The organism is Nocardioides sp. YR527, from assembly GCF_900101045.1.
GTDB lineage: Bacteria > Actinomycetota > Actinomycetes > Propionibacteriales > Nocardioidaceae > Nocardioides.
On the sequence record NZ_FNFN01000007.1, the window covers coordinates 252630 to 274403 of the forward strand.

17 protein-coding genes are annotated in these 21774 nt (G+C 71.0%); 4 read left to right on the plus strand and 13 right to left on the minus strand.

Annotated elements, in window-relative coordinates; translation table 11 throughout:
* The first annotated feature begins 10 nt into the window (after positions 1-10).
* Complete coding sequence (locus tag BLT25_RS22235) at positions 11-718, plus strand: hypothetical protein (protein WP_091050653.1); 708 nt, start codon at positions 11-13, stop codon at positions 716-718.
* Here BLT25_RS22235 and BLT25_RS22240 read toward each other — a convergent pair.
* From BLT25_RS22240 to BLT25_RS22300, 13 genes are all read right to left on the minus strand, one after another.
* The gene (locus tag BLT25_RS22240; RefSeq protein ID WP_143033826.1) at positions 702-2474 is read right to left on the minus strand and encodes an asparagine synthetase B family protein; all 1773 of its coding nucleotides are present in this window, start codon (positions 2472-2474) and stop codon (positions 702-704) included. The two genes, BLT25_RS22235 and BLT25_RS22240, sit on opposite strands and share 17 nt — an antisense overlap.
* 9 nt (positions 2475-2483) lie before the next feature.
* Positions 2484-3743 carry a rhamnosyltransferase WsaF family glycosyltransferase gene (locus BLT25_RS22245; RefSeq protein ID WP_091050658.1) on the minus strand — a complete coding sequence of 420 codons (1260 nt, stop codon included), beginning with the start codon at positions 3741-3743 and terminating at the stop codon, positions 2484-2486.
* A complete protein-coding gene (locus BLT25_RS22250) occupies positions 3740-4858 on the minus strand; it encodes a DegT/DnrJ/EryC1/StrS family aminotransferase (protein WP_091050660.1) in 1119 nt (372 codons plus the stop codon). The genes BLT25_RS22245 and BLT25_RS22250 overlap by 4 nt, the downstream gene beginning before the upstream one ends.
* The gene (locus BLT25_RS22255; protein ID WP_091050662.1) at positions 4855-6321 is read right to left on the minus strand and encodes an oligosaccharide flippase family protein; all 1467 of its coding nucleotides are present in this window, start codon (positions 6319-6321) and stop codon (positions 4855-4857) included. Before BLT25_RS22255 ends, BLT25_RS22250 begins: the two co-directional genes overlap by 4 nt.
* Positions 6318-7367: a glycosyltransferase family 2 protein gene (locus BLT25_RS22260; protein ID WP_143033827.1), complete on the minus strand. Its 1050-nt coding sequence runs from the start codon at positions 7365-7367 to the stop codon at positions 6318-6320. Before BLT25_RS22260 ends, BLT25_RS22255 begins: the two co-directional genes overlap by 4 nt.
* The gene (locus BLT25_RS22265) at positions 7367-7993 is read right to left on the minus strand and encodes a NeuD/PglB/VioB family sugar acetyltransferase (protein WP_091050668.1); all 627 of its coding nucleotides are present in this window, start codon (positions 7991-7993) and stop codon (positions 7367-7369) included. Before BLT25_RS22265 ends, BLT25_RS22260 begins: the two co-directional genes overlap by 1 nt.
* The gene (locus BLT25_RS22270) at positions 7990-9141 is read right to left on the minus strand and encodes a DegT/DnrJ/EryC1/StrS family aminotransferase (protein ID WP_091050848.1); all 1152 of its coding nucleotides are present in this window, start codon (positions 9139-9141) and stop codon (positions 7990-7992) included. Before BLT25_RS22270 ends, BLT25_RS22265 begins: the two co-directional genes overlap by 4 nt.
* The gene (locus BLT25_RS22275; protein WP_091050671.1) at positions 9138-10139 is read right to left on the minus strand and encodes an NAD-dependent epimerase/dehydratase family protein; all 1002 of its coding nucleotides are present in this window, start codon (positions 10137-10139) and stop codon (positions 9138-9140) included. Before BLT25_RS22275 ends, BLT25_RS22270 begins: the two co-directional genes overlap by 4 nt.
* Positions 10136-11206 carry a Gfo/Idh/MocA family protein gene (locus tag BLT25_RS22280; protein WP_091050674.1) on the minus strand — a complete coding sequence of 357 codons (1071 nt, stop codon included), beginning with the start codon at positions 11204-11206 and terminating at the stop codon, positions 10136-10138. Before BLT25_RS22280 ends, BLT25_RS22275 begins: the two co-directional genes overlap by 4 nt.
* Before the next feature lie 82 nt (positions 11207-11288).
* Entirely contained in the window at positions 11289-16016 is a 4728-nt protein-coding gene (locus BLT25_RS22285; protein WP_256328733.1) for a DUF4082 domain-containing protein, read from the minus strand.
* Between the two features lie 62 nt (positions 16017-16078).
* Positions 16079-16924 (minus strand): glycosyltransferase family 2 protein, encoded by an 846-nt coding sequence (locus BLT25_RS22290; protein ID WP_176884168.1) that lies wholly within the window; start codon positions 16922-16924, stop codon positions 16079-16081.
* Positions 16925-16969: 45 nt separating this feature from the next.
* Complete coding sequence (locus tag BLT25_RS22295) at positions 16970-17569, minus strand: serine O-acetyltransferase (RefSeq protein ID WP_091050680.1); 600 nt, start codon at positions 17567-17569, stop codon at positions 16970-16972.
* Positions 17570-17621: 52 nt separating this feature from the next.
* On the minus strand, positions 17622-17888 hold the full coding sequence (locus BLT25_RS22300; RefSeq protein ID WP_091050683.1) for a phosphopantetheine-binding protein: 267 nt from the start codon (positions 17886-17888) through the stop codon (positions 17622-17624).
* A gap of 212 nt (positions 17889-18100) precedes the next feature.
* Between BLT25_RS22300 and asnB the strand changes: the two genes are divergently transcribed.
* From asnB to BLT25_RS22315, 3 genes are read left to right on the plus strand one after another with little or no spacing between them, the layout of a single operon-like run.
* Positions 18101-20101, plus strand: coding sequence for an asparagine synthase (glutamine-hydrolyzing) (gene asnB / locus BLT25_RS22305; RefSeq protein ID WP_091050685.1), 2001 nt, complete (start codon positions 18101-18103; stop codon positions 20099-20101).
* 11 nt (positions 20102-20112) lie between these two features.
* Positions 20113-21114 carry an NAD(+) synthase gene (nadE, locus tag BLT25_RS22310; RefSeq protein WP_176884171.1) on the plus strand — a complete coding sequence of 334 codons (1002 nt, stop codon included), beginning with the start codon at positions 20113-20115 and terminating at the stop codon, positions 21112-21114.
* Positions 21115-21130: 16 nt separating this feature from the next.
* Positions 21131-21772: an SRPBCC family protein gene (locus BLT25_RS22315; RefSeq protein ID WP_091050689.1), complete on the plus strand. Its 642-nt coding sequence runs from the start codon at positions 21131-21133 to the stop codon at positions 21770-21772.
* Positions 21773-21774 lie beyond the last annotated feature (2 nt).

Sequence of the window (21774 nt, forward strand, 5' to 3'; positions counted from 1 at the left end):
GGTGAGGCTTGTGACAGCCCTCGAACTCGTCGGCCTGCTGCTGCGCAGGTGGTACGTCGTGGTCGTCTGCGCGCTGCTGACGCTGGGTGGCGCGGTGGTGCTGCTCGACCGGCCGCCGGTCTACTTCACCCAGTTCGAGGTGGTGCTGCTCCCGCCGAAGGAGTCCGTGAACCCGAACACCCTCCGCGAGGACCCCTATGGGATGGTGCCGATGGCGGGCCTGCTGGTGGAGGAGTACAACCAGGGCCGCCACCCGCTCAACATGAGCACCACCGAGACGACCCTCTACGGCGAAGGCCTCGACCAGGGCGAGCGGGTCCGGATGCGCAACGTCGGCAACCAGTGGCTCCCCATCTACAGCAACCCGGTGATCGACGTGCAGGTCGTGGACCCGGACGCGGATCGGGTCGAGGAGGAGGCCGCCCGGATCGCCCGGGACCTCGACGGCATCCTCCAACGTCGACAGGACGAGCTGGGTGTCCGCAAGGCGTCGCGGATGTCCACCGAGATGGCGCCTGAGGACGTGGTCGTCCAGCAGATCAGCGGCAGCAGGTCGCGTACGGCGGCAGGGCTCGCCCTGCTGGGCGGATCGCTCACCGTCGTGGCGGTCATCTGGATCGAGCGTCTCTCCCGCGTCCGTGCCGCGCGCCGGACGCAGGCCCGTGATCACAGCGGTTCGACCCTCCGGCCCGACCGGGAACTCATCTCGCAGCGGTGACCCCGGAGTGGCGCACCGCGCCGGCGGCGAGGGAGAGGTTGAGCAGGAACGCGACGGTGCCGGGCCCCGGATCGTGCCGGCCCACCAGGACGTCGTCGAGCCAGCTCGGCTCCACGACCTCGGTCTCCGCGAGGCCGGAGACCGTCTCCGGGTGGATCCGCCAGTAGGTCACCACCCCGTCGGCCAGGATCTCGCCGCCCACAGGTGGCCGACCGCGTCGCCGGACTCGCTGGCCCAGCTTGCGACCGGCCTTGGTCATCATCGTCGCGCCTCGGCGCCAGGAGCTGCGCCATCCGGGCGTGACGTACGTCGCCGGCGAGGGGCGCCCCTCGAGCGGTAGCCGGGCCAGCTCGATATCGAGCTCGACCTGGAGCCGGGCGAGGAACCGGGAGCCCATCTTGTCCGCGGACGCAAGAGCCCGGACGGTGGCGATCCAGCGATCGTCGAGCATCGGGTTGACGATCCGGCGACGGGCGCTCACCGGCGACTCGGTCGCTCCTGCCCAGTGCTGCATCCGCTGGCCGAGGTAGAGGTCGTCCGTCGCCTCGAACCACGAGCGCCCGCTCTCGGCGAGGGCGGCCAGGACCTCGGCGTGGGCGATCTCGCGCGCCCGCTCCCGGAAGGCCGGCCGGAGCGCCGAGGACTCGACGGCCTCGTTGACGAACATCCGCCAGTCGGCGAGGCGCCGCGCCCGTGCCTGCGTCACCGGGCCGTCACCGTCGCGGCCGAGGTAGTAGAAGCCCCGGGCCACCTCTCCACCGAGGCCGGAGATCCGCGGACCCGGCATCGCCCGGGCCTCGGCGAAGTCCAGGGCCGCCCACGCCAGCGGGTCCGCACCGAGCTCGATCGCACCGGCGGCAGCCGCACATCGTGCGTACGCCTCCTCGGGGTCGAGCGTGTCGAGGCCGTCCACGCCGATGATCTCGTGGCTCATCCCATGGCGATCTGCCAGGCCCGCGGCGATCCGTACGTCAGGAGAGTCGGGCCGCCCCAGCGTCACCACCCTCAGCCCGCGGCGACGCCGCGGGTCGATCGCGGAGAGGAGCAGCCGCGAGTCCTGGCCGCCGGTGAGCTGGAGGATCGCGTCGGGGTGGTCGTCGAGGTAGGCGTCCAGGTAGCCGCGGAGCATGCTGCTCATCGAGGCGACCCCCTCGGTGAGGCCGATGCGCTCCTCGTCCGGCTCGTCGGTGAAGGCGTCCAGGCCGAGCAGGCCGTCGCGGAGCTCGACCGACCGGCCGGCGGGCACCTTCGTCACCGACTCGAACAGGCTGCGCCCACGCAGCTGCCAACCGAGCAGGCTCTGCACGGCGAGACCCTCGTCGTCCAGCGACGTCGGCGCCAGTGCCGCCAGCACCCGTGCCGACGTCGAGACCGCCGCCCAGCCGTCGCCGACGCGGTAGTAGAGGTGACGGAACCCGAGCGCGTCGGTCGTGGCGGTGATGGCGTTCCCCGCCTGCTGCACGGCGCCGAACGTCGGCAGCATCTCCGCGAGCGCCTTCCGGTCTCTGCCGGCGAGCATCCGGGCCACGTCCTCGGGATCGACGCCCAGGTTCCGTCGCCTCAGCTCGCGGGTGAGGACCAGCGTCCGGCCGTCGGCCAGCGGTTCGTACGCTCCCCAGGTCGCGGTCTGGAGCCCGGACCGGGTGCCGCCGCAGGCCGCCTCGGGTGCGACGGACACGACCGCTGCCGCCAAGGCCGGCGCGCTCCGGCCGACGCCTGCGGAGACTGCCGCGAAACCTGGCGGTGAGGACGTCATGCAAGAACCCTAGGAAGGGCTGCTGGTGGCGCCGGCGCCTCCAGCCACGCGTACCCAATCCACGGGAGCACCGCCCCTGGCCGTGTCCTCGATGATCCGGCGTACGCCGTCGCGTGTGCGCGCCCAGTTGTCGGTGCGTACGCTCCCGGCGGCGGCCGCCGCCCGGGCCGGGACGTCGGCCGCCCCGACCGCCTCGAACAGGGCATCGGCGATGCCTCCCGGTGTCGGGGACGCCCAGCCGACGTGTGGGTTGTCCAGGTCTGCACGAGCATCGGGCGAGGAGTTGACCACCGGCACACAGCCCGCGGCGAGCATCTCCTCGGCGACCAGCGAGATGTTGGTGAACGACATCGCCAGGCCGGCGACGCACCGGTTGTAGAGCGCGTTCAGCTCCTCGGGAGTGAGCCGGCCGTGGTGGACCACCGGGAACCTGAGTTCGGGCACCGGCGAACCGTAGACGTGGATGGGCTGATCCGGGTGCCGCCGGTGGAACTCCGCGAGCGCGAGGGTGCCGAGCAGATAGCCGCGCCGCGCCAGGCCCGGCTTGGCGTAGAAGACGACGCCGGAGCGCCGGCCCTGGTTGTGCAGCGAGTAGACGGAGGTGTCGCAGGAGAACGGCACCAGCTCCGAGGAGACGCCCAGGTCCTCGCGCAGCCGGCGGTGCACCATCTCCCCCAACGCGATGTTGGTGAACCCGAACCGGTAGGTGTCGGCGGCCAGCTCGTACTCGGAGCCGTGCGGCGAGAAGAGCGGCTCGTAGTCCTGGATGAAGTAGAGCCGGTGCAGCGGCCGCGAGGGCCGGACGGCGAGCACGTGGGCCGACTCCCATCCGGTCGCCACGCAGGCGTCCAGCCCGTCGAACCCCTCGTCGACCGAACGGACCTCGGCCCGGACCCCCGGCCAGCAGTCGCGGATCACCTCGGCCTGAGCGGCCGCCGAGCCGTGGTGCCGGTCGTAGAGCAGGACGACACAGCGGTGGCCGGCCTGTTCCAGCGCCTCCACCATCCGGAACATCGTGGTGTGACCGCCCGAGCCGGCCGCCGGCGGCGTGGTGAGCCAGCCGACCACGAGCGGTCGCCCGCGCGGCACCGGCGGCACCGGACCGAGCTCCAGACGCGTGGAGTCGGCGATGTCCTCGGGCAGCAGGCCGAAGTCGAGGGTGTGTGCGTCGAGCTGCTGATAGGCACGCCGCACGGCGCGGCGGACCACCCCGCGTGGCCCTTCGCGCCGGAGCTTCCCGGCGATGCCGCCGAGCACGCCGCCGCTCACTGCCGCACCGCTCTGCCGAGAGCATCCGCGACGATCTCCTGCTGCTCCGCGGTGATGCCCGGGAACATCGGCAGCGAGATGATCTCGCGCGCGAGCGCCTCCGCGACCGGGAACGAGCCGGCGCCGTGTCCGAGCCAGGAGAAGGCCGGCCACAGGTGCACCGGCGCCGGGTAGTGGATGCCGGCACCGACCCCTGCCTCCAGGAGGTCACCCAGCACCCGGTCGCGGTCGGCGACCCGGGCGACGTAGAGGTGCCAGACGTGCTGGTTTCCCGGCAGGACCCGCGGCAGGACCACCTCCGGCACGTCGGCGAGCAGCGTGGCGTACCGCTGCGCGGCCTCGTCCCGCTCGGCGTTCCAGCCCTTGAGGCGCTCGAGCTTGAGCGAGAGGACGGCCGCCTGGACCGAGTCCAGACGGGAGTTGGTGCCGACGTCGAGGTGCTCGTACTTCGCCACCCCGCCGTGGTTGCGCAGGGCACGGACCCGGTCGGCGATCTCCGCCGACCCGGTGGTCACCGCTCCCGCGTCCCCGTACGCGCCGAGGTTCTTGCCCGGGTAGAAGCTGGTCCCGGCAGCCACGCCGAAGGACCCCGCCGGGCGGCCGTTCCGGCTGGCTCCCTGGGACTGGGCCGCGTCCTCCAGGAGGAGTACGTCATCACCCACCGCCTCGCGGAGCCGCTCGAAGGGCGCCACCTGCCCGTACAGATCCACCCCGATGACCGCTCGGGTGCGGCCGGTGACCCGGCGGGCGACGTCGGCGGGGTCGATCAGGAAGTCCTCGTCGCAGTCGGCGAGCACCAGGTCGGCTCCGGCGATCGCGACCGCCTCGGCAGTGGCGACGAAGGTGTTGGCGGGGACGATCACCTCGTCGCCCGCCCCGATGCCCGCGCCGCGCAGAGCGAGCACCAGCGCGTCGGTGCCGTTGCCGACGCCGATGCAGTGCTCGACGCCGGCGAACTCGGCGTACTCCTCCTCGAAGCGCCGCACCTGCGGCCCCAGGACGAACGCGCCGCTCTCGCAGATCTCGGCGAACGCGCTCACCGCCTCGTCGTTGATGGCCTCGTTCTGGGGCCGCAGGTCGACGAAGGGCACGCTCGGGCGTGGGTTCGCGGTCATGACGGGGTTCCTTCCGGGACGGGGGCCGGCTCGAGCCGGCGAAGCTGGGTGAATCGCGCGCGCCACCACCGCAGCAGCGGCAGTGCGTAGAGCAGGAGGACGGCGACGGCGACGGCGGCCAGCGTGAGGAGCCGGTTGCTCCCGAGGCCGGCGAGCCAGCCGCAGACGATGGCAGCCGGGACGGCCGCGAGGAGCGGGACCGCCGCCGGTCGGAGGAGGTCTCCGGGCCGGACCCCGACCTTGGCGAGCGCACGCAGGTAGAGCGGCACCACCACGACCGCGACGACCACGACATGGGTCCAGCCGGCGCCGGCCAGGCCCCAGCGGGCGACGCCGACGATCATCGCCGGCACCATCGCCACGACCCACGCGACCTGCACGACGAGGACGGCTCGGGTCTCCCCCGCGGCGACCAGGAAGGTGGCCACCAGGTCGAGCACGACCCGGACACCTCCGAACACCGCGAGCCCGGTGAGCGCGGCGGCCGCCGGCTCCCAGCGCTCGCCGTAGACCAGGGTGACCAGCGGGACGGCCGCCCCGGCGAGGCCGAGCGAGGCCAGGGTGGCCACGGTGGTCAGGGGCGCGATGCAGAGCACCAGGCCACGGTTGCGGACCTGTGGTGAGGATGCCTGGGAGAACGCGGGCAGTGCCACCACCCTGATGGCGGCTCCGAGCGCGCTCATCGGCCAGGACGAGATGTTGAACGCCAGCACGTAGAGCCCGAGCTGCTCGGGGCCGAGGGTGCGGGAGACGATGAGGTTGTCGAGGCTCAGCAGCAGCCAGGAGAGCAGGTTCGCGGCGGCCAGCGGGAGACAGAACGCGAGCGACTCCCTGGCCAGCGCAGGATCGAACCCCAGCCGAGGCACGGTGCGGGTGACGATGAACAGGCCCACCGCGATCACGCTCTGGCAGGCGATCTGGCCGCAGGCGAGCGCCTCGGCGCCGACACCGCCCAGGATCAGGCCGAGGGCGACCACCACCGAGGCCAGCAGGCCGAGCGCGTTGATGCCGAACAGGGCACCTTGCCGATAGGCCCTGGTCAGTCGCGCCGAGGGAACGATCGTGAAGCCGAAGACGGCGATGCTCACCGCCATCAGCCTGATCACGCCGACCGACTCCGGGCTGTCGAAGGCGAGCGCGATCGGCTCGGCGGCCAGGGCCATCGTCGTGCCGAGGGCGACGCTCACGCCCAGGCCGATGCTCGCCACGGTCGGCGCCCGGGGCTCCATGTCGGGCGCGCGGACCAGGTCGGCGCCGAGCCCGAGGTCGGCCAGGGTGCTCAGGATCGCCCAGACCGTCAGCGCCACCGCATAGACGCCGAACTCCGCCGGCGCGACCAGCCGGGCGACGAGGATCCCGAACAGCACGCTGCCGACCCGCATCGCGATGGTGCCGCCGAGCCCCCAGCAGAGGCCGCGGCTCACTCGCCCGGCCACCGTCCCATGAGAGGTCGTCGTGGTCATGTGCCGTACCTGCGCTCGAACCTCCACCGCAGGTGGTGCCGGACCTTCGCCGTCGCGCGGCTCCACGGTGCCGGACCGGGCACCCGGCCCTCCGTGGCATCGGCCCAGGCGCGTCCCCAGGCCCTGGTGCTCCGGATGGCGGAGTGCGTCTCGGCGGCGAAGCGGAGGTGGTCGAGGAGGATCGAGGAGTCGCCGTGAGCGACCTCCCGGCCGCGAACCAGCGCTTCCTTCGCCAGGGCCCGCATCGCGTACGGCCGCAGGCTCTGGACCTCGGCGACGTCCGGTGCGCGCTCCTCGAAGAGGATGTCGAACGTGCGCCGACGCTCGCGCAGGTCGGTGAGCCAGCCCGCGTACTCGGTCAGGTGCATGTTGGCGTCGTGGACGCGGTAGGCCGCCTGGATCGGTCCGTCCACCCTGCCGACGTCCCAGCGGACAGCGGTGCGCAGCCACATGTCGAAGTCGCCCGAGTGGGGCAGCCGAGGGTCGTAGCCGTCGGTCTGCTCGAGCGCCTCGCGGCGCATCACCGCCTCGGGGCTGACCAGGAAGCAGCGACCCTGCCGCGCCGCGGTGCCGAGCCAGTCCCTTCCCGACCAGACCGACCAGCTGCGGGTCCGCCTCGGCCCGACCGGGAGCTCGTCGGTGAACGAGCGGGCGTACCCGTAGACCAGGCCGACGCGGGGATGGTGCTCCATCAGCGCGACCGCACGGGTGAGCGCGTCGGGCATCAGCACGTCGTCCGCGGAGACGAGGGTGACATAGTCCCCGCGCACCCGGGAGAGCCCGTCGTTGTAGGTCTGGATGTGCCCGGCGTTCTGCTCGTGGACGAGCACGTCGACGCGTGGATCCGCGGCGGCCAGCGAGCGTGCGACATCGGCGCTGCCGTCCGGGGACGCGTCGTCGACGATCAGCACGTCGACGTCTACGCCGTCCTGGGCGAGGGCACCCGCGACCGCCTGAGGCAGATAGCGCCCATAGTTGTAGCAAGGGATCACGACACTGACCGACGGGCGCGTCCGCAGCGGTCGCGGGCGTTCGAACCGGCGCATCAGACCGGCACCCGGACGGGGCGGGCGGGAACGCCGGCCCACGTCTCGCCGGGGGGCAGGTCCGCGAGGAGCACGGCCCCCATGCCGAGAACGGCATCGACGCCCACCGCGACGCGCTGGCGCACCGAGGAGTTCATCCCGAGGTAGGCGGCCTCGCCGACGACGACCTCCCCACCCAGCGCGACACCGGCGCACAGCGTGGCGAAGTCCCCGACCATGTCGTCGTGGGTGAGGACGGCATTGGGCATGACCACGACATGCCGGCCGACCGAGACCTGCGAGGTCAGCCGGGCACCGGCGAGCAGGATGCTGCCCCGTCCGACCTCGCACCCGTGGGCGACCGAGGCGTCGGGGTGGATGACGGTCGCGAACCGCTCCGGGGTCACCCCGTAGTCGAGCAGCCGCCCGATGAGCCGGCGGCGTATCCGGCCCGATCCGGCGCAGACGACCAGGTCGGTGCCGCTGTCGGAGACCAGCTCGACCGGGCCGATGACCTCGACCCCGCCGACGATGGTCCCCCATCGTTCGCGGTCGTCGTCGACCGCGACGATCTGGTCGTAGCCCGTGGTGGCGGCCGCCACCTCCCCGGCCAGCCCGCTGGCGGCGACGAGAACGAGCGTGGTCATCGGCGTACTCCCCCCTGTCGGAGCACGCCGATGACTCGCGCCTGCTCCGAGTCCGAGAGCTGGTGGAAGAGCGGCAGGATGAGCGTGGAGTCGGCGAGATGCTCGGTGGCAGGCAGCACGACCCCGTCCGAGACGTACGCGGGCTGCCGGTGCGCCGCCATGATCCCGCGTCGCGCGGAGATCCCGGCCTCTGCCAGGGCACTCAGCAGCCCCTCGCGGTCCATCCCGTACCGCCCGGTGGTCGAGCCTGTCGAGACCACCTCGACCCAGAACGACTGGAAGTTGCACGTGCCCCAAGACGGGTCCGAGACCGCGCGCAGCCCGTCGATCTCGGCGACCGCCTTCGCATAGCCCGCAGCGAGCTCGCGGCGCCGGGTCACGACCTCGGGCAGCCGGGACAGCTGCACCAGGCCGACCGCGGCCTGCAGGTCGGTCATCCGGAAGTTGAAGCCGACCTCGTCGTAGGACTCCGGCGGCGAGACCAGGCTGGCGTGCCGGTCGGCGGCGGAGACGCTCATCGCGTGCTCGCGCAGCGTGCGGGCCCGTGCGGCCCAGTCCTCGCGCGAGGTGGTGAGCATCCCGCCCTCGCCCGTGGTGAGGATCTTGCGCGGGTGGAAGGACCAGGCGGCGATCTCGGCGCCGGCGCCGACGGGGCGACCCCGGTAGGTCGACCCGGCGCCGCAGGCGGCGTCCTCGATGACCACGATGTCGAGCGGGTCGCAGACCTCCCGGATCGCGTCCAGGTCGACCGGCACCCCGCCCTGGTCGACCACGATCACCGCGGTCGTCCGCGGCGTGAGGGCCTCCCGAACGGTCTCCGCGGTGAGGTTCCCGGTGACCGGCGAGACGTCCGCGAAGACCGGCCGGGCGCCGACGTAGACCGCCGCGTTGGCGGTCGCGATGAACGAGAAGGACGGGACGACGACGTCGTCCCCGCGGGTCACCCCCGCCACGACCAGCGCCAGGTGGAGCGCCGTCGTGCAGCTCGAGGTGGCGACCGCGTGAGCAGCCTGCTGCGAGTCCGCGAAGCGGCGCTCGAACTCGGCCACCCGCGGCCCCTGGGCGACCCAGCCGGAGCGGAGCACCTCGGTGACCGCCGCGACCTCCTCCTCGCCCAGCCAGGGCTGCATGACGTTGATCCGGCTCATGACGTACCGCCCTGGAGAGCCCGCCCGGCCGCGATCTCGGAGCGCAGCGGCGTCCACCACTCGACCAGCTGCCGCAGCCCCTCCTCGAGCCCGATCGTCGGCTCCCAGCCCAGGTCGGCGCGGGCGGCATCGATCGAGGCGAGTCGGCGGGTGACCCCGTTGACCGCTCGCTCGGGACCGTGCTCGACACCGAGGTCGGACCCCATGACGCGGACGAGCGCCTCGGCCAGCTCCAGCAACGAGGTCTCGGTGCCGGAGGCGATGTTGTAGACGCCCTCGGTCACGCCGGAGGCGGCGGCCAGGATGTTGGCGCGAGCGATGTCGGGAACGCAGACGAAGTCCATCGTCTGGCGCCCGTCGCCGAAGATCAGCGGCGGCTTGCCGTCGGCGATCCGCTCCATCCAGCGCACCAGCACCTCGGTGTAGGCGCCGTGCACGTCCATCCGGGGCCCGTAGACGTTGAAGTAGCGCAGCCCGACGTAGTCGAGCCCGTGCATCGCCCGGAAGGACCGCACGAGCCCCTCGTTGTAGGACTTCGCGGCGCCGTAGAGGGTGTCGTTGTTGTTGTGGTGGTGCCCCTCCGGCGTCGGGAACTCCTCGGCGAGCCCGAAGACCGAGGCCGAGGAGGCGTAGACCAGCTTGTCCACGCCCGCGGAGACCGCGGCCTCGACCACGTTGAACGTGCCGTCGACCAGCACCTCGTTGGCCAGCCGCGGCTCCTCGGCGCACAGGGTGATCCGGATGGCCGCCTGGTGGAAGACGAGGTCCTTGCCAGCGGTGAGGTCGCCGACCAGGTCGCGGTCGCGGATGTCGCCCTCGACCAGGGTGACCCGGCCGGAGGCGAGGGCGTCGTCGAGGTTGGCCTTGCGTCCCCGGATCAGGCTGTCGAGCACGTCGACATGGCCCACGCCTTCCGAGAGCAGCTGGTCGACGATGGTGGAGGCGATCGTGCCCGCACCTCCGGTGACCAGGACGTTCGCGCCGTTGAGAGTTGTCATCGGATCAGCTCCAGGGTCGGGGTCTCGGCGGCCACCTCGACGAGGGCGCCACGGGCTCGGAGGCTGGTCTGGGCCGCCTCCAGGACGGAGAGGACACGGAGCCCGGCGGCCCCGTCGGTGCGCGGCGTACGGCCGTCGCGGATCGCCTCGGCGAACTCGCCGACCATCCGGGAGAGCGCCTCGTACTCGGGCAGCGCCGGTGCCCAGGTGTCACCCAGCCGGTAGGCGATGGTCGCGGTGGCGCGGTCGGCGATGTCCACGCTCTGCTGGACCAGGTCGACGCCGCGGTCGAAGACGCTGAGCCGCTGTTGCGGGTTGAGGTCGTCCCAGACCAACGTACGCCGGCTCCCGCCGATCACCATCTGCCTGATCTTGGTGGGGCTGAGCCAGTTGACGTGGACGTGGGCCATCACCCCGCCCTCCAGCGGCAGCGTCAGGTAGCCGACGCACGCCTTGCCCGCCTTGAGCGGGTCGGCGCCGTGCGCGGCGACCCCGGTGGGGCGCAGCCCGCCGGGCAGGACGAAGTCGAGGATGGAGAGGTCGTGCGGGGCCAGGTCCCAGAAGACGTCGACGTCGGGCTGCACCAGCCCGAGGTTGATCCGCACCGAGTCGACGAACAGGATCTCGCCGAGCGACCCGTCCTCGACCAGCTCGCGGATCTTCTGCACGACCGGCGTGTAGCAGTAGGTGTGGTCGGCCATCAGCACGAGATCGTTGGCGCGCGCCGCCTCGACCATGCTCCGTCCCGACTCCACGTCGTCGGCCAGCGGCTTCTCGACGAGCACGTGCTTCCCGGCCCGCAGCGCCCTCTCGACGAGGTGCCGATGCGTGCCCGCCGGCGTCGCGATCGCCACCGCGTCCACGTCCTCGCGCGCGAGGACCTCGTCGAGGTCGGTCGTGGCCAGCACGTCCGTGCCGCCCCCGATCACCTCCTGGGCCCGCGCGATGTCCAGGTCGACGACCGCCACCAGCGCCCAGTCCGGTGCGTTCCGGAAGTTTCGGACGAGGTTGGGCCCCCAGTACCCGGCCCCGACCACTGCCACACCGAGCGGTTCCCCATCAGTCATGTGGCCATGGAATCCGCGAGGGGCGAGGCTCCGAAGAGCCTCGCCCCACCTATCCCCCCAATTAGGGACCGTCTCCCCCGGCTTATGGTGACGCCGGGCGGAACCTCACGTCCACGAAGTAGTTCGTGGAGTTCCAGGATCGGTTCGGGAGCCCCCCTCCGGTCCCGTACCGATACCTTCCGTTGGCTCCGCCCGGTGCCGTCAGTGGGCCGACCGTCCGCGACTGTGTGAGGGCGGCGGGCGTAGATGCGTAGCGCCCGTTCGGGGCGTAGTAGGACACGACGTACGTCGCCCCCGGCGTGAGCGCGACCGGCGTCGGCAACGTGGCGGTCTGCCAGCCGGTCGCGGTCTCGTTGGTGAAGGTCACCTGGGCGATCCGGGTGCCCGCGGAGTTCCACAGCGAGCCGGTGTGGGTGCCGGAGTTGCCGGTGCCCTTGTAGAACCGGATCGCGGTCACCGAGCCCGCCACCGAGGTCGAGAAGGCGGTGCCGACCTCGATCGGCATCAGGTCGAAGGTCGCCGCCGTCTGTGGCGTGACCCCGGTGAACAGCGAGACCTCGTTCACGACGGCCGCGGCCGTCGTGAACGACCATGTCTGCGTCGGCAGGCTCACCCCGTCGGTCGAGACCACTCCCGAGGCGCTCACCGACACCGTCGCCCCGGCCGGCAGCGCGGCCGACGGCGTGAACTGCAGCGTACGTCCGTCGCTGCTCAGCGCCGCCGAACCAGCCACCGAGGACCCGTTGGCGGTGGCCGACATGCTCCAGCCGTTCGCCACCGGCGCCGAGAACGTGATCGAAGGATCGACCCCGGTGTCCACGCCGGTCGCGCCCGGGCTCGGATCACGCCCGGTGACGCTCATCGTCGCTGCTGCCCGTTCGAAGACGACGTCGACGAAGTAGTTCGTCGCGCCATAGCTGAACGTGGGGAACCCACCCGCGGCACCGTAGAGATAGCGGCCGTTGTTGGTCGCCGGCGCGGTCAGGTCACCCGAGGTCCAGGCAGTGTTGAAGAACCCGGGGGTGCCCGAGTAGTGACCCTGCGGAGCGAGATAGGAGACGACGTACGTCGCCCCCGCCGTCACCGGGACCGGGTTGGAGAGCGTCGCCTCCTGCCAGCCCGAGGCGGTCTCGCCGACGAAGGTGACCGAGGCCAGCCGGGTGCCGGAGTCGGACCACAGCGACCCGACATGGGTGCCGTTGTTGCCCGTCCCCTTGTAGAACCGGATCGCGGTCACCTGGCCGTCCCGTGCGGAGGTGAAGGCGGTGCCCACCTCCACCGGGGACGCATCGCTCACAGCCAGCTGCTGCGGCACCTGGGCACCGAAGAGCGACTGGCTGGTCGCCGACTGGGCCCGGGTGCGGAACGTCCAGCTCTGTGGAGCCAGCGTGGCCCCCTCGACAGAGGTCACCCCGGTCAGGCTGACCGAGACGTTCGCATCGGAGGGGAGCAGATCGGTGGGATCGAAGGTGATCTCGTTGCCGGCCTGGTTCAGCGACGACGTCCCCGCGATCGGCCCGCTCGGGCCCGAGACGTTCATCTGGTAGCCGGAGGTGATCGCGCTCGAGAAACCGACCGTGATGTTGGTGCCGCGCGGCACCGAGACCGCACCCGGAGCCGGGCTCTGTGCCGTCACCGTCAGCGTCGGCGCCCCCTTCTGGAAGACCAGGTCCACCATGTAGCTGGAGGCCGAGGAGTTGCCCGGGAATCCTTCGCCATAGGTATAGGCCCCGGCAGTCGAGCTGACCGAGATCGGCCCCTTGGAGAGGTCCGAGGCGGCGAAGGCGTTCGGCGTCGCCGAGTAGGACCCGTTGGTGTGGTACGAGGCGACGTAGTCCACCCCCGCCTGGACCGCGACCGGCTGGGTGAAGGTGAGCGTCTGCCAGCCGGAGGTGCTCTCCCCGGTGAAGGTGCCCTGGGCCAACGCCTGACCGCTGCTCGACCACAGTGTGCCCGTGTGCGACCCGGTGTTGTTCACCCCCTTGTAGAACCGGACACCTGTGACGGTTCCGGTGACAGTCGGGCGGAACCGCACACCCAGGGTGAGCGAGGCCCGCTCGGAGTCCTCCAGGATGGTCGGCACGTCATCGTCGTTGTAGATCGAGCACGGGCACACTCCTGGTGTCGCCGGCGGTTTCGCGGTCGTGAACGACCAGGTCTTGCCGCCGGTGAGCGGGGTCCCCTGGGTGTCGGTGGCCGCGAGCGTGACGGTGTGCTTCACGAAGCCGGCGAGCGTGTTCGAGGGCGTGAACGTGACCGTCCTGGTGGTGGCGTCATAGCTGGTCGAACCGGGCACCGTCGCTCCCACGGCGTCCTTGACCGAGACCTGGACCGAGGAGGCCACCACCGGCTTGGAGAAGCGGGCGCTGATGGTCGTCGACCGCGGGACCGAGGACGAGTCCGCCAACGGCCATGGGCTGATCGCGGAGAGCGGCGAGTCGTCCGTGGTCGTGAAGACCACGTCGACGTAGTAGTTGGAGTTCTGGTGCGAGTTGGCCGGGAAGGTCCCGGGGTTGGCGTAGACGCCCGCAGGCTGAGCCCCGTAGCCACCCGCGATCTCGAGCGGGTACGCCTCCATCCCCTTCGCGGCGAAGGCCCACGGCTGCACGGCGTAGCGCCCGTTGGGAGCGGTGTAGGAGACGATGTACGTCGTGCCCGCACTCAGCGCCACCGGGCTGGTGAACAGTGCCTGTTGCCAGCCGCCCGAGGTCTCCCCGCTGAAGGTGACCTGGGCGAGCCGCTCGCCGCTGGTGCTCCACAGCGAGCCGGTGTGGGTGCCGGTGTTCCCCGCGCCCTTGTAGAAGCGCACGCCGGCCGCGTACCCGTCGGAGAGAGGGGTGAAACGCAGGCCGAGCTCGGCAGCGCTGGGGTCGTCGGCCGAGGGTGTCGCCGGGCCGGTCACGGCTGTCCAGGTGGTCGGGATCGCGGTCTCACCGAAGATGCTGCAGCCGCAGGAGACGTTGAACGTACGGGTTGCCGTCGCGCCGATGTTGGCGCTGTCGTCGACCGCCCGGACCCTGACCGAGGTGTTGCCGACGCCGGGCTGGATGTATTCCACCGTCCACGCCGAGGTGCCCTTGCCGGGGTGCCAGCTGGTGCCGCCGTCGGTGGAGTACTCCACGCCGGCCACGACTCCGCCGGTGTCGGTCGCGGTGCCGGTCAGGGTCACCTTGGACCCGTTGGCCTGGGTCGATCCCGCCGCGGGCGTACTGATCGAGACCGTCGGACCAGTGGTGTCGGTCGAGGCCGTGACCGCCTGCATGCCGGCCATGAGCGTGGTCGGTTGGGCGCCCATGTCGGCGAGCAGGTTGATCTGCGCCTGTTGCATCGCCGGGCTGGTCGCGTCGTCGTTGTAGGGACTGTCGTGGGTCGCGTCCAGGCCCCAGGTCCACTGCACGGTGCCGGCCCCGAAGACCAGCGCGCCGCTCTGAGCGCGGTAGAGCGTGATCGAGTGGGTGGTCGTCCCGTCCCCGACGCTGCTGCCGAAGTCGTGCATGTACTGGCCCTCGATGAACCCGGTCGTCTCCGAGGCCCGGATCAGGCCGGGCGGACGGAACCCGTTGTCCTGGGCCTCGTCGGACTCGTAGCCCACCGTGTGCGGAGCCAGCGCCGTGGTGGCACCGCTCATCTGGTTCAGGCCGGTGTCGCGCCAGAGCCGCTGCTTGCCCTGCTCCCGGGTGACGGTCAGCGGCAGGTTGGTGTTGTTGGACATGAAGATGGTGCCGGTCAGGGCGTTCTCCGGCAGCCCGCCGCCCTGGCTCTTCGGCGCGTAGCGCGGGTCTCGCCAGGTCGAGGTGGACTCATCGGCGGGGTCCGAGGCGCCCCAGGCCTCCTTGTAGGTGACCAGCGTGCGGTAGGACCGCTTCCCGGACTCACCCAGCTGCGAGGACTCGTAGCGGGTGCGCCAGTAGACCTCGTTCCCGCTGAGGAACTGCAGGTTCACCCCGGCATCACGAGCGGCCTCGACGTTGGCCCGCTGGGCGCCGCTCCAGTACTCGTCATGGCCGACGGAGAGGAAGGTCTTGTGGTTGGTGAGCAGCCCGCCGCGGCGGTCGGTGTCGACCCCGGCGATGTAGCTGACGTCGTACCCGTTCCGCTCCAGGAACCTCACCAGCGGGAACTCGTTGGCGAAGTAGAAGTCCCGCGCCGGGCTGTGCCGGGTCACGAAGGGCCGGTTGTAGCTGAGCTTGTACGCCCGCCCGTTCGCCCCACCCTGGTAGAAGCTCGACCCGCCGTAGAGGTTGTACGCCTGCCAGGTGGTGTCCGAGGTCTGGAAGACCACATCCGAGCGGCTGGCGTCGTCGCGGACGATGAAGGTGATGTGGCTGGCTTCGTTCGTGTCGGCGCGGTGGAGCAGCGCGACGTAGACACCCGAGACCGCGTCGGCGGGCACCTGCCAGGTGGCGGAGATCCCCCAGTTGCCGCAGTCGACCATCTCCGTGGCGGACTCGCGCATGCAGTTCGGCTGGGTCTGCGGCAGGGACGCGGACGGCGTGACCGAGGTGATCCGCCGGGCACCGTCGCCTCCGTACCACCCGGTGCGGTAGATCGTGATCGTGTACGCCCTGGCGTCGGTGTCGACCTTGAAGTCGATCGGGTTGCCGACATTGACACTGATGTCCGTGGCGAATCCCTGAATGGAGTCAGCCCCCGCGCCGTCGATGTCCCACTCGCTCGGCGGCGAGCCCGGTTTGGAGTTCTCACAGGCGATCTTGTTGCCACCGGGACCACAGGGGTCGCCGGCGGCCTGGGCAGTCGTCGCGGTGGTGGCCGTGAGACCGGTGAGGATCAGGACGGCTCCGAGAAACACGGCCAAGAGCCTGCGGCCCCCGGATCTGGGATGCAGCATGTGCTTCGTGCTCCTTCAGGGATTCAGGCTCGCGAGCTCTCGTCACGTAGCCAGGTCGTGTAGTCGCCGGCGCGGACGGCTCTGCGGGAGAGCCGGCGCGCGATGACGGTGATCGTCAGGAAGACCGGCACCCGGAGGCCGACCGACGGCTGACGCAGCCCGAGCTTGATGAGGTCCGAGACGGATGTCGATGCGTGGCGGGCCGCATGCTGGTCCGCCTGGTTGTTGCCGGTCGCCACCCGGGTCCGGCGACGGACCAGGTCGGCGACCGTACGCGGCGGCTGCACCACCACCACGGCGTTCGCGACGATCCGGCGCTCCTGCGGCGCGAACGCCTCGGAGACCACCAGGTCGTCGTTCATGAGCCGCACCTGGGCGTCCACCCGGGCCTGGCCCTCGGCGGAGAGACAGAACGCGCCGCGACCGAACAGGCCGTTGCGTACGTTCGGGAGGCTCTCCCACACCCGGTAGTAGGCCCGCACCGGCCACGACGAGGAACCCGCCGGAACCTCACGGGACGGCCCGGCGGCGTGCACCCCCGGCTCCGCCACGGCAGCGACCAGGCGCAGCGCGTCGGGACCGGGAAGGCGTACGTCCGCATCGAGATGGATCCGAGGGAACACCGAGGTGGCCGCGTTGCCCAGCTCGACGGCGAGCGCTTTCGAGGCGGACGAGGTCTCGAGGACACGTACGCCCGGGACTGACCGCGCCACCGTGACGGTGTCGTCGGTGCAGCCGTTGCAGACCACCACCACGTCGAAGGTGCCCGTCGGGACACCTTCGAGCAGCGCGGCCAGGTTTCCACGCAGTCCAGCCGACTCGTCGTGCGCAGGCACGACGACGCTCGCTGCTGTCGGGGAACGCTCCATGCCCCGGAGCATCGCCGCCCTCGAGCAGCCCCCGATCGGCCGGGCTCACTCATCACCCAATATCGGTGACGGCTGCTCCGCGGGCCGGCCGGGAACGACGAAGTTGATCATGTTGGCGTTGTCGTAGTCCCGGGCGATCACCCGGCCGGGGTTTCCTCCGACGAGGCTGCGCGGCGGCACGTCCTTGGACAGCACCGTCCCGGCGGAGATGGTGCAGCCGTCCCCGACCGTGATCGCACCGGAGATCACCGCACCCGGGCCGATCCAGACGTCGTCCCCGATGGCCGGTACGCCGTGGTCACCGGCCGCGATCCGCTGTCCGATGGTGACGTTGTGGTGGAGCACGCAGTTGCTGCCGATCACCACCGGCCCGATCATGATCCCGGAGCGGTGCATGACCAGCAGCCCGGGGCCGATGTCGGCGCGGCGGCCGATCTCGGTGTGATGGATCCGCATGTTGTGCCGGTTCCAGAACCAGAAGACGCCCAGGCCGAGCACTCCCAGCACCGGGCGCCGCTCGCGGAGCCCCCCGACCCAGTGCCCGAAGCGGTAGCAGGCCACGCAGTGGAGCTCGTAGTCGGTCAGCCAGAACCGGACCTTGGCGAGCAGGGACGGGTGCCTGCTGCCGAGGTTGATCGTGTACATCTTGGCCAGGTCGACGGCGAAGTCGCCGTCTCCCCGACCTACAGGATCAGGCCTAACCAGCAAGGCGGTCCGCCGTCGTCTTCTCGGCCACGTAGGCCACCAGGTTGGCGACACCGTCGAGGTTCGCCGGCACGGTCTCGGCCTCGGTGACCGTGATCTGGAACTCCTCCTCGAGGAACTCGATCAGCTCCAGGATCCCGGTCGAGTCGATCACCCCGGACTCCACCAGCGAGTCCGTCGGTGCCGGCAGCCGCTCCTCGTCGCCCAGCAGGAGGCTGTCGAGGATGAACGCCTCGATCGTTCGCTGTACGTCTGACATCTTCTGCTCTCTCCCTGGTCACCTTCGTGGTGCCGGACCGGCCGGCCACGTCCATTCACGCCCACTGTTCTGGCAGGCGGCGTCGGCCCAGCGCCCCGACCGGCACGAAACATGCCGACATTGGGTGATAAACGCCTCGGTAGGAGCCCGCTCTCCCGCATCCGCCGACAAGCCTTGGCGCTCAGACGCGCAGACATCTACCGAGGAGAGCCATGTGCGGAATCTGCGGAGTCCACTCCGCCGCCGAGGCGCCTGACCCCGGCCTCGTCCGCCGGATGCTGGCTGCCCTGGCGCACCGCGGACCCGACGGAAGCGGCTACTACCGCGACGAGCGGGTCGCCCTCGGCCACACCCGGCTGGCGATCGTCGACACGGTCGGCGGCATACAGCCGATGTGCGGCGAGGACGAACAGGTCTGGGTCACCTTCAACGGCGAGATCTTCAACCATGTCGAGCTCGCCGCCGACCTCCGTGCCCGAGGTCACCGCTTCCGCACCCGTAGCGACACCGAGGTGATCGTGCACGCCTGGGAGGAGTGGGGACCGGGCTGCTTCGACCGGTTCAACGGCCAGTGGGCGCTGGCGATCTGGGACCGGCGCACCGGTGACCTGGTGCTGTCCCGGGACCGGTTCGGCGTACGCCCCCTCTACTACACGCGGTCCGGGGGAAGGCTGCTGTTCGCCTCGGAGGTGAAGGCGCTCTTCGCCGATCCGGACGTGCCGCGCGAGCTCGACCCGGCCGGGATCGACCAGGTGCTGACGCTGTGGTCCACGGTCGCACCGCAGACGGTCTTTCGCGGGATCGAGCAGGTGCCGCCCGGCAGCTACCTGACCTTTCGGGACGGGGTCGCGACCGACTGCGTTCGCTACTGGGCCCCGACCTTCCCCGCCCGCGGCAGCGAGCAGCGCACCGACCTGAGGGGCAACGCCGAGGAACTGCGGGAGCGGCTGGTGGCCGCCACCAGGCTGCGCTTCGAGCGCAGCGACGTGCCTGTGGCCGCGTACCTCTCCGGCGGGATCGACTCCGCGGTCACCGCGGGCGCGATCGCAGGTTTCACGGACGTTCCGCTGCACACGTTCTCGCTGCGTTTCGCCGACGACGAGTTCGACGAAGGCAGCTACCAGACCCTCATGGCCAAGCAGCTGGGCACGGTTCATCAAGATGTCGTGGTCCGCGAGCGCGATATCGCCGATGTCTTCCCCGAGGTCGTACGTCACGCCGAGAGTCCGCTGCTGCGTACCGGCCCCGCGCCGATGTTCCTGCTCTCCCGCCTCGTGCGCGAGTCGGGCTTCAAGGTGGTGGTGACCGGTGAGGGCAGCGACGAGGTGCTCGGCGGGTACGACATCTTCCGCGAGGGGCGGATCCGGGAGCTGTGGACTCGCGACCCGGCCGCCGCCGAGGCAGCCGTGGAGCAGCTCTACCCGTGGATGAAGCGATCTCCGCACCAGGCCCCCGCCTTCGCCAAGAGCTTCTTCGGCCGCAACCTCGTCGCCGGCGACCCGGCGATCTCGCATCGACCCCGCTGGGATGCGACGGCCGTGCTGCGCTCGATGCTGACCGCCGAGGTCCGTCGGGCCGGCGATCGGGTCCCGGCCGACGACGTCCTCGCCGCGATGCCCGCCGAGCAGGCGGGCTGGGACCCGCTGTCGAGGGCACAGTGGCTGGAGATGACGACCCTGCTGCCGGGCTACATCCTGGCCTCCCAGGGCGACCGGATGCTGATGGGCAACTCGGTCGAGGGCCGGTTCCCGTTCCTCGACCCACACGTCGCCGAGCTCGCCTCCCAGGTCCCGGCCGACCACAAGATCCATGGGATGGACGAGAAGCACCTGCTGAAGGTCGCCTTCGCCGACCTGGTGCCCGAGGAGATCCTGCGGCGCCCCAAGCAGCCCTATCGGGCGCCTGACGCCGCGGCCTTCTTCGCCGGCGGCACCCCGGACTGGGTCTTCGACGTCATTTCCGGCTCCGCGCTGGAGGCCGCCGGGATCTTCCGGCCGGAGCTCGTCCAGCGGTTGCTGGAGAAGGCCCGGCGGACGGGCGGGCGCCGTCTCGGCAACACCGACAACATGCGGCTGGTCGCCGTCCTGTCCACCCAGCTGCTGCACAGCGAGCTGCTCGCGGGGCCGGTCACCGGGGCGGCCGTACCACCCGAGCCGCTGACCGTCTTCGAACGCACTCTCGAGCCCACCGGAAGGAACCCGGCCCAGCCATGAACAGAACAGCCATGACAAGCCAGAACGCAGCGTACGGACTGGAGACGCTCCGCTTCGACGAGGAGGCGGAGGCGACCCGGATCGGCGAGTCGATCCGCCGCTACCTGGTGGCCAACAAGCGCAAGGGCATCGTGCTCGGCGTCTCCGGCGGGATCGACTCCAGCGTGGTCGCCGCGCTGGCGGTCAAGGCGCTCGGCCCGGAGCGGGTCTTCGCCCTGCACATGCCCGAGCAGGAGTCCTCCGACGACACGATCGGGTTCAGCACGAAGCTGACCGATGCCCTGGGGATCGACTCGGTGCTCGAGGACATCTCCCCGGTCCTGGTCGGCCTCGGCGCCTACCAGCGGCGGGACGACGCGATCCGGCGGGTCGTGCCGGCGTACGGGCCGGGGTGGAAGTCGAAGATCGTACTGCCCAGCGTGGTCGACTCCGACGCGTTCCGGCTCTTCTCGGTCGTCGTCGAGGACCCGTCCGGCGTCCAGAGCACCCACCGGCTGACGACCGAGGCCTACCTGGAGATCGTCGCGGCCACCAACTTCAAGCAGCGTGCCCGCAAGGCGCTGGAGTACTTCCACGCCGACCGGCTCAACTACGCCGTCGCCGGCACCCCGAACCGACTCGAGTACGACCAGGGCTTCTTCGTGAAGCTCGGCGACGGCGCCGCCGACGTGAAGCCGATCGCGCATCTCTACAAGTCGCAGGTCTACGCGATGGCCGCCCACCTCGGTGTGCCCGAGGAGATCCAGGCCCGTCCCTCGACCACCGACACCTACTCCTTGGAGCAGTCGCAGGAGGAGTTCTACTTCTCGCTGCCCTACCAGCGGATGGACCTGTGTCTCTACGGGCTCAACCACGGAGTGCCGACCATCGAGGTCGCCGAGGCCACCGGCCTCACCGTCGAGCAGGTCGAGCGTGTCTACCGCGACATCGAGCAGAAGCGGCGTACCACCGCCTACTTCCACGCCGCCCCGGTGCTCGTCGACGAGGTTCCGTTGAATATCAAGAGTTCTTGATATAATGTCGGCAGGCATGAACACACCACCCTTCATTCCTGCCGACCACCTCGGTGCCGTGAACCGCGCCCTGACCACCACGACCCGCGGGGGCGAGGAGCTGCGCGTGCTCGTCGTCGAGCGCAGCTACGACGCCGACCCGGACGAGGTCTGGGACGCGCTGACCGCCAAGGAGCGCATCCCGCGCTGGCTGATGCCGGTCACCGGCGACTTCGAGGTCGGCGGCCGCTACCAGCTCGAGGGCAACGCCGGCGGCGAGATCCTCGCCTGCGACCGCCCGAAGCTGCTCTCGATCACCTGGGCCTACGGCGACATGATGTCCTGGGTCGACGCGACCCTGACCGCCGCCGGCGGCCGCACGCTGCTCCGCCTCGAGCACTCCGCCCCCGTCCCCCCGGAGCAGTGGAAGGAGTTCGGCCCCAGCGCCGTCGGCATCGGCTGGGAGCAGATGCTGCTCGGCCTCGCCCTCCACCTCTCCGCCCCAGAGGCCGAGAAGATGGACCCGATGTCCCCCGACGCGCTGCCCGCGATGATCGAGCACACCCAGGGCTCCGCCGCCGCCTGGGTCGAGGCCGACATCGCCTTCGGCACCTCCCCCGACCAGGCCCGCGCCGCCGGCGAGCGCTGCGTGGCCGCCTACACCGCGATGCCGGACTAGCC

Coding starts and splice junctions, on each gene's coding strand:
- BLT25_RS22240 (WP_143033826.1), bottom strand. CDS start 2,474: ATGACGTCCTCACCGCCAGGTTTCGCGGCAGTCTCCGCAGGCGTCGGC.
- BLT25_RS22250 (WP_091050660.1), bottom strand. CDS start 4,858: ATGACCGCGAACCCACGCCCGAGCGTGCCCTTCGTCGACCTGCGGCCC.
- BLT25_RS22255 (WP_091050662.1), bottom strand. CDS start 6,321: ATGACCACGACGACCTCTCATGGGACGGTGGCCGGGCGAGTGAGCCGC.
- BLT25_RS22260 (WP_143033827.1), bottom strand. CDS start 7,367: ATGCGCCGGTTCGAACGCCCGCGACCGCTGCGGACGCGCCCGTCGGTC.
- BLT25_RS22265 (WP_091050668.1), bottom strand. CDS start 7,993: ATGACCACGCTCGTTCTCGTCGCCGCCAGCGGGCTGGCCGGGGAGGTG.
- BLT25_RS22270 (WP_091050848.1), bottom strand. CDS start 9,141: ATGAGCCGGATCAACGTCATGCAGCCCTGGCTGGGCGAGGAGGAGGTC.
- BLT25_RS22275 (WP_091050671.1), bottom strand. CDS start 10,139: ATGACAACTCTCAACGGCGCGAACGTCCTGGTCACCGGAGGTGCGGGC.
- BLT25_RS22280 (WP_091050674.1), bottom strand. CDS start 11,206: ATGACTGATGGGGAACCGCTCGGTGTGGCAGTGGTCGGGGCCGGGTAC.
- BLT25_RS22290 (WP_176884168.1), bottom strand. CDS start 16,924: ATGGAGCGTTCCCCGACAGCAGCGAGCGTCGTCGTGCCTGCGCACGAC.
- BLT25_RS22295 (WP_091050680.1), bottom strand. CDS start 17,569: ATGTACACGATCAACCTCGGCAGCAGGCACCCGTCCCTGCTCGCCAAG.
- BLT25_RS22300 (WP_091050683.1), bottom strand. CDS start 17,888: ATGTCAGACGTACAGCGAACGATCGAGGCGTTCATCCTCGACAGCCTC.
- asnB (WP_091050685.1), top strand. CDS start 18,101: ATGTGCGGAATCTGCGGAGTCCACTCCGCCGCCGAGGCGCCTGACCCC.
- nadE (WP_176884171.1), top strand. CDS start 20,113: ATGACAAGCCAGAACGCAGCGTACGGACTGGAGACGCTCCGCTTCGAC.
- BLT25_RS22315 (WP_091050689.1), top strand. CDS start 21,131: ATGAACACACCACCCTTCATTCCTGCCGACCACCTCGGTGCCGTGAAC.